Raw genomic sequence first — 6,482 nt, forward strand, 5'->3', positions numbered from 1 at the left:
CCGGATTTGAGGTGTCCACCGAGGATCGGGCGCGACGGTGTGCTCATTGCCGACGGACAGGGCTCTTCGGCGGCCACGCAGACCATGCTCGATCGCATTCGCGCGCTCACGCCACTGCCCATCAAGTGGTACGTGGTGGGATCCGATCACGGCGATCACACCGCCGGCAACAGCGTGCTGCCCGCAGGCATCACCTGGGTGGTGCACCCCAATTCGCTCGCGCAACTCAAGCGCGACTCGGCCGCCGCCGCAGCGGCGGGTCGGGCCGCGGTCATCGTGCCGCCCCGCGCCATGAGTGGCAACGAAGAAACCATCAACCTCGGCACCACGCAGGTGGTGGTGCGCTTTCTCGGTCGTGCACACACCGGTGGTGATCTCATGGTGCATCTGCCGCGCGAGCAGATCCTCTTCATGAGCGAGGCCTACCTCAATCGTGTCTTCCCTGCCATGCGCTCGGCCTATCCCAGCGAATGGGTGGCCGTGGCCAATGCGGCGCTCGCCCTGCCCAACGTGCGGCACTTCATTCCCGGCCACGGTTTCATCGAAACACCCGATGTGTCACGGGAAGAGCTGGTGACCTTTCGCGACGCCATCGTGCAGGTGAATGCCGAGGCCAAGCGACTCAAGGGCCTGGGCCTGTCGCTGGCTGACGCAGTGAAGCAGGCGCAGTGGGGCGCGCTGAGTGGTTGGTTCCTTGCCGAGCAGCAGGGCCCCATTGCCGTGCGCAAGGTGTGGGAAGAGCTCGACGGGAAGTTGCCGCGGTAGGAGGCTGTCTGCTGTCCGCCTATGGAGCCCTACCGCCCTCTGGTTACGACCTGCAGACTATCGGCAAATGCCTGTGCAGGCTCTGACAACCGCATGATGTCCTTTAGCCAGAACTTCACCCGATCCCCTGCCTCGATGCCGGGCAGCGGGATCGGATTCCCTTGTGAATCTTTTGCCTTGGCACGCGGTGAAATGAAGACTTGCAGTCGACGGGACTTTCCTTTGTCATCACGCGATTCCACCATCGCAAACCAACTGCGGGGTTGACCTCCAATCGAGTCAGCCGCGCTCACGTTGAGTATTGCGACGACCTCTCGCTGGTTTGGACCCGCCTCGGCTAAAACTTCACCGTTGCTCACCATCGGTGGTGGCCCACAAGCAATCAACGAACAAAGCGTTGACCAAGTGAGCGTTCGTCTATGGATACCTTGGTGATGTCCCATGCGCACGTGTTTCCGTGGGTTTGGTTTTTCTGACGACGCGACACGAAGAACCGGACTATCTCTACAAGGTACGCGATACACGGTCTAAGGTAAGAACGCGCTCCAACTTCCAAGACCGAGGTCAGCTACGATATTGGCGACGGGCGGATACGAGATTGTCAGGCATTGCCCACCCGTATTGCAGTTTCTGCCGCTGGCTACAATGCCTTCGAGCGCTATTGCATCCTGAGCGATTGTCAGGAAGGCAAAGTATATCGGCGACCCACTATCTCCTTGGTGGGCAACTACAGATGCTCTGGTTTGGCATTGCTCAACGATAAAATCGACGCCCCCGTGGATCGGCAGAAACTCAGCGACACATTGTTCAGTGATGGTACCCGACGTAGTCCCAGTGACGCGCCAGGTCTTTTGGATGGTACTTCCTAAGACGGTAAGCATCGCACCTACAACACGCCATGTTGACCCATGCAGCGTGTTCCCACTGGTTGTCCGTGCAACATGTCCCGGATCTGTCCCCCAGCTAGTTGAAAGTTGGGTGGTGCCTCCATACTGAAACGTTGATCCCAGCCAGGATTCGCGCCGCAATGGAAGACACCCATATGCCAAGAGTGCGAACGAAGCCGCCGGTACACCAGTCGTCCCCGCGGACCGCGGACACCGCGTCCGTACCCGTCGACGCGCAGAGCCTCGCGTTTGCGATGATTCAGGCCCTGATTCCGCTCGGCCTGCACGCGGTTGAGGAGGCGTTGCAACAGGAGGTGCTGGCCTTGACGGGGCCGCGCTATGCGCACGCCGATGGCCGTCCTGCCATCGCCCGCTGGGGGTCGCAAGTCGGCTCGGGCTTCCTTGCCGATCAAGAGGTGCCCGTCCGGCTGCCGCGCGTGCACAACCGCGCGACGAACACGGAGGTGTCGTTGGCGACATACGCGCAGTTGCAGACGCCGCGCGGTGCCGATGTCGGCCTGTTTCGCCGCGTGCTCGGCGGGCTGTCCTGCCGGGATTACGAGGCGGCCGCCGAAGCCGTGCCTGAAGCGTTCGGGTTGACCAAGTCGAGCGTGTCGCGTCGGTTCGTGCGCGCCAGCGCCAAGGCCCTGCAAACGCTGCATGAACGGCGGCATGATGACGCCGAGTGGCTGGTGCTGTTGCTGGATGGGAAATCGATTGCCGACGATCAGGTCGTCATCGCGCTCGGGGTCACCACGACGGGCGAACAGCGCATCTTGGGGCTCGTCCAGACCGCCACGGAGAACAAACGCGTGATCGCGGCGTTCCTGCGCGAGCTCGTCGAGCGCGGCTTCCAGGCGCCCACCGGGCTGTTGGTGGCGCGACGGCGCCAAGGGCCTGAGCGCGGCCGTGCGCGAGGTTTTCGGCGAGGACATCCCGATCTGGCAGAAGCGCAAGAACGTTCTGAGCACGTGCCCAAGACCCAGCACGCGCCGCCGGAAGCTGAAGGCGGCGTACGCGAAGTCCACCCACGGCAAGGCCCAGCACGCCCTGCGGCCGCTCGTCCAGGAACTTGCGAAGCACAACGCGTCCGCCGCACGCAGCCTCGAGGATTGGCTGGACGAGACACTGACGCTCCATCGCGTGGATGTCTTCATGCAGATTGGCATCAGCTTCAAGACCACGAACCTGATCGAGAGCGTGATGGCCCGCGTCGAAGCGAATACCCATCGCATCACGCGCTTGCGGACGAGTGATCAAAAGCAGCGCTGGTGTGCGGCGACGCCGCTCGAGATCGACAAACAGTTCCGCAAAGTGAAGGGCCACCAACATCTCGCCTTGCTCCAAGCCGCACTGCGTGGCGAACTCTTCGCACCAAACGCTGCCGCATAAGCCGCGTCCCTGAAGCACCCGCCCGAGTTTCAACTAACCGCGAGACACTCCCGAGCATAACACGTCCAGAGATACTGATGGCGTAACTGATCCTTCTTAACGCGCGCGCTGATCGTAGCCAGCCCGCTACAGGCGCGCTGGACATCGTGTAGTCACTCTGATATTTCGTCTCGGCGTTGCGGACCGGGGCGTGCATGGAATCTGAACCCATGCAGCTAGGCTGCAGGGATGCGCTGGCCGGCGGCCACACTACGCGCAACGCATGTCACTCACGCCACACTCTTTCGGCCACAACTACCGCGACGGGCGCCATCGCCAGTATCACAACTTATGACGAAGGGACACGATCCGCCTGACTCGAATCCCTTTGCTTGTTGTTTCGCACAGTTCTCCTGGTAACTCCGAGGTCGTCAGCAGAGCCTTCTAAGTCTACCTCGGAAACCGGACACCAGCTTGCCAGGTGATCAGTGGCGACCACGATGTGCTGCTGGACTTCGCTGCTCCTGCAGACGTAGTCTCCAAGGTCAGTCGAGTCCAATGTGCGGACGTGGAAAGGACCGCCCAGCGAAACAAGACCAGAGAAACTTGCCCGCCTGCGTGAGGGAGAACACGACGTTCATCGTCTGATCCTGAAGCGCGATATCCCGACCGCCCAGTGATGACCCCGCCCCTCAACACGCCTTCGACTTGGAAGGGCCCCCGATTCAGCCGACCACCGAAGCCCAAGCCTAGGCGCGTTGCCCCCTCCACCCTAAGACCACCCGTAGTCGTGCCAAGCGCCGGATCAACAGGAATGCAGAGGATGTCACCGCCTCCGGAACCGACGAAATGGTCCAGCGAAAACTGAGGGAATACACGCCCACGACCTTGCACATCGAGACTCAAGGGTATGCTGGAATCTTCGCAGTTGGACTGATAGTTGTCGTGCGAGGTCGAAATACCGGCCCGCACCGACACCTCCGCTCGAGACAACTGCGCCTCCAGCGGCAGAGGCCCGAGCGCCATCAGGGCAGCTGTCAGAATAATAGCAAATGCAGGCGTGTTGTCTGGCTTCATGCGAAATCTCCGTAATGGTGGGAATCCACGCTTGTTACCTCCGTGGAAGCTTTTCGGCAAGATGCCGGTCACTTCCATGAAGGTGGTAGTAGGCTGGCCTCAATGCTTCCGAGCAACAGAACCAAACGAGCACCCACTGTCCTGTTGCTCAGAAACATTGTTTGAGTATTGGCGTGGAACCGGATGCCCGATCAACAGTTCGTCGCAGATGCCTGATCCGGGAATCTCAGTCGAACTTCCAAGCCTGTGGCCCTTCTACACCCGCATCAGACCAGACCTAGAAAGGATTGCCAGGCGGAGCGCCATAGCACTCAAAGTTCGTCCCGTCGGCCTGCACCGTGAACGTCGCGGTCGACACGGTGCTCGCCGCGTCGGTTACGGTCACCGACACCCAATGAGAACCAGCGGAAGGGAATGCAACGGTGATCGAGTTCGAGCCCGTGCTGACAATCACGCCATCCGTAGTCATGGACGAGAAGCTATACCCACCCGCTCCCCCGGTGGCGTGCGCAGAATAGATGAGCTGGCAACTGCCAGACGCGAGCACATCCGTCCATCCCCAGATATGGGCTTGCAGTGGGCTTGGCGGTACGGGGCCAAGATACTCCCAGGATCCCCCAAGATCGCTCTCGATGCGGTCTATTCTGCTAAAGTATTTGCTGTTTCCCTCGATCTCACCACTCGAGTGAATTCCCAGCAGACCGGCCTGAACACCACCTTCAGATGGGTTGTATGGCAACCACAGAAAGACCGGGCTACCGCTGTCGCCATTTTCTGCCGCATAGAGAGCCTTGTCCGCGCAGGCGACCCGCTTGAACCACGAATCTTCCTGAATCATGGCAGTGACGCAGGTGTGCGTGACGGCTCCACTTGTCCAACCGGTCACGGCGCCGATCTTCTCCACTGTCATCCCGGCAACGGCGGTCCCCGTCGACGCAATGCGAATGTACGGATCGCTCAGCGAGACGGTGAGATTGCCGGTGTTTCGCGACGAGGGCTTGGCGATGAAGCCGATCCGATAAGGCACGGCGCCGTTTGACTGAATGAACGCAGCATCAGCGCCACGGCACTCCGTCGGAGGCAAGGCACCGCAGGTGTAGCCGGAGGGGTCAACGGACTCCGTGCCAATTGTTCTCGTGAACGTCTGCCCGAACGAATTGTACGTCCCTCCTGTGCCGTACATGTCCTCCGTGCAATGCGAGTTCGTGACGAATCCGATAACGTTGTTGCGCTTGGCCGTGAACCCGAGTGTGCATCCTTTGTACCCGGATGCGAGTGCGCGGTGAATCACCAAGCCGGCGACAATCGTGTCTGCCTGTCCCGTGAGACTACTGGCCGTAAGCATCGACGCCGACGTGGCTGCATAGCTCTTGGTATCGGGCCTCGCGGGGGCAACGCGCTCAGCGCGCACCCAGTCTCCGGATTGTTCTGTCAGGGCAAGATCCCGTCTAACTCGCGCGACGACGCTTTCTAGGTTCCCGGAATAGCCCAGGGTGATCGAGTTCGCGCGCTCATCCAGATCCAGGAACTGAAGTTGAGGATCCTGACCAAGCAGGAGATCCGCGACCCTGTCTCGATAAGTCGAGAGCTGCGCATACGAATATTTCACCCTCTTCGCACTTACACCTGCGATGCGGCGCCCGCCGCCCGGGGGAAAATCCGCTGTTGCTGCACGGACTGACGAATGAACGACTCCGCGGCGGCTCGGTCCGCCTCATTCGCGATGTAGACGACGAGCTGATCCCCTTCGTAGGCAAAGCCTGCAGAACTGGGAGCTATTTTTGACAGCTCGATAAAGAGCTGCTCTCCCGATACAATATCAAGCGTTCCTTCGTCGGACGCATGAGATGCCTGCGCAGGGGGTGAGTCGACGCTTGGCCCAGTGTTATTGAAATCTCTGCAGGCCGTGGTCGCCGAGAGGGCCAGCAGAGAAAGCCAGCCAGCGCTTGCGAATCGCTTCATCATACACCTTAAGGTGAGAGAATGGATGGCAGTGCGTCCACATGGTGATTGGACATACAGCAAACAGCGGCGTCCCGATCCCCTCGTCAACTCACTCAGGTGAGCTTTATCACATCAGCATGATGCAATCGCGGTGGGCTATTTGATCTGGTCCGACGCACCTTAAACTCTGCACAACACCGTTGGCGATAGGGCATACCAAACGCTGCAGTCTTTGAAAGAACCTCGCTTGGTTGCAGAGCTAGCGTCCCGGGTGCGGGTTGTAGCTCAGCTGGTCCGCCCCTTCGTACGAGCGCGGCTTCGATCGACTTTTCTGTGGATTCCTGACTACAAGCTGCAAAGATAACTACGACAAACGCGGACAGGGGACGCACTTGTTGGATTCCTCGCGTGGACCTAGGGAATCTCTGATTAAGTAGT

At 60.2% G+C, this 6,482-nt stretch carries 3 protein-coding genes and 1 pseudogene; 2 read left to right on the forward strand and 2 right to left on the reverse strand.

Features of this window, described 5'->3' with window-relative positions; translation table 11 throughout:
- Together B2747_RS02310 and B2747_RS20295 are read left to right on the forward strand one after the other, a co-directional pair.
- The coding region (locus B2747_RS02310; RefSeq protein ID WP_291156372.1) for a hypothetical protein at positions 1–765 on the forward strand (765 nt) is incomplete at its 5' end.
- Positions 766–1,807: 1,042 nt separating this feature from the next.
- Positions 1,808–3,044, forward strand: a pseudogene (locus B2747_RS20295) (transposase).
- Positions 3,045–4,377: 1,333 nt separating this feature from the next.
- Here B2747_RS20295 and B2747_RS02320 read toward each other — a convergent pair.
- Positions 4,378–5,709 (reverse strand): hypothetical protein, encoded by a 1,332-nt coding sequence (locus tag B2747_RS02320; RefSeq protein WP_291156378.1) that lies wholly within the window; start codon positions 5,707–5,709, stop codon positions 4,378–4,380.
- An 11-nt stretch (positions 5,710–5,720) separates the two neighbouring features.
- Positions 5,721–6,065 carry a hypothetical protein gene (locus tag B2747_RS02325; protein WP_291156381.1) on the reverse strand — a complete coding sequence of 115 codons (345 nt, stop codon included), beginning with the start codon at positions 6,063–6,065 and terminating at the stop codon, positions 5,721–5,723.
- Between the last annotated feature and the right edge of the window lie 417 nt (positions 6,066–6,482).

Origin of the sequence: Gemmatimonas sp. UBA7669, assembly GCF_002483225.1 — a bacterium.
Classification (GTDB): domain Bacteria; phylum Gemmatimonadota; class Gemmatimonadetes; order Gemmatimonadales; family Gemmatimonadaceae; genus Gemmatimonas.